At 37.8% G+C, this 1,469-nt stretch carries 1 protein-coding gene; it reads right to left on the bottom strand.

What is annotated here, in order from left to right:
- Positions 1 to 30: 30 nt before the first annotated feature.
- Positions 31 to 1,409 (bottom strand): IS3 family transposase gene (locus tag NI462_RS14850; RefSeq protein WP_425320989.1). Its coding sequence is split into 2 segments (ribosomal slippage): positions 31 to 935 and positions 935 to 1,409, totalling 1,380 coding nucleotides; the frame shifts between segments, so codons are not numbered across the junction.
- Positions 1,410 to 1,469 lie beyond the last annotated feature (60 nt).

The following is a 1,469-nucleotide window of genomic DNA, read 5'->3' as shown; positions in this document are numbered from 1 at the left end:
TGATCTGACCCCCAAAAGTTAGACAGTAAGTTAGGCAATTTCTAAGGACTGATTTCTGTATTCTACAGGGGTCAGTCCTTTCAATTTAACCTTGATTCTTTCATGATTGTAATAGTGAATATATTCTTTCACTTTTTGCTCCAATTCATCAACTGATTTAAATTCTTCTCCATAGAAACATTCAGATTTAAGTATTCCAAAGAAGCTCTCCATAGCAGCATTATCTAAACAATTCCCCTTACGTGACATACTTTGGGTGAGCCCTCGTTCTGCTAACTGTTTCTGGTAAAATCTCATTTGATATTGCCAACCTTGATCAGAATGGATCATTGGCTTCTCATTTAGGTTGAGTGTCTCTATAGCCTCTTTAAGCATATCTTTGACTAGTCCGAATACTGGTCTACGTTCCATTTGAAATGCAATAATTTCACCGTTAAATAAGTCCATGACGGGAGATAGGTAAAGCTTGTCCCCCCGAATATTAAATTCAGTCACATCAGTAACCCATTTTTGATTAGGTCGCTCAGCCTTGAATTGACGCTGCAATACATTGTTTGCAATTTTACCCACTTGCCCTTTATACGAACGGTATTTCACAACCCTAATACGTGATTTAAGCTTCATAGATATCATCAATCGCTGCACACACTTATGGTTCACGATCAAACCTGTATTTCTCAATGCAAGCGTAATCCTGCGATACCCATAACGCCCTTTATGCTGATGATAGATCACTTTGATTTGCTGTTTTAAATCACTGTATTTATCATTGATTTTTGATGACTTCTGATGATAAAAATAGGTACTACGCGCCATCTTGGCTGCACATAGCACATGCTTTAGTGGGTAGTTTTGCCTTAATTCAGATATGAATCTTGCAGCCGTTGCTGTTCGACTTTTTCCTGTTCTTTCTGCTTCTGAATCAAGGCTCTCCGCTTTTTTAGGAAAGCAACTTCAGCACGTAGATATGCCAACTCCTCAAGCAGTTCCTCATGGGTTTTATCCTGATCTGCTTGAGTATATTGAGCTCTCGTTATCTTTGGCTTTAGCATGCTTTTGGGCCGTCCTCTAGCTTTCGGTTTCAAGCCATCTATACCGTTTTCTTTATATTGTTTCAACCAATCTCTTAACGTGCTTGTTTCTTTAATATGAAAGCGTTGCATCGTTTCTCTTAATGAAGCTCCTTCCTCACATATTGCTTTAACAACTTGATATTTAAATTCAACCGTGAAAGTTGTTTTAGATCTTCTGAGTTCTAAGCCTGCCATGCCATAAAGTTTAAATGCTTTACTCCACTTTTGAACATCTGATCTATGAACATTAAAAATTTGACCTGTTACAGAGTCGCCATGACCAGACAAGTAATGCTCCACAACTTTTAATTTAAATTCTTGAGAATATTTAGCCATTAAAAAGCACCCTTCAAATTAGACTAAGAGTGTCCAACTTTCGGGGTGCAGATTATCCTG

Origin of the sequence: Acinetobacter lwoffii, from assembly GCF_024129715.1 — a bacterium.
Taxonomy (GTDB): Bacteria; Pseudomonadota; Gammaproteobacteria; order Pseudomonadales; family Moraxellaceae; genus Acinetobacter; species Acinetobacter lwoffii_U.
This window is presented reverse-complemented; position numbering and strand designations above follow the sequence as displayed.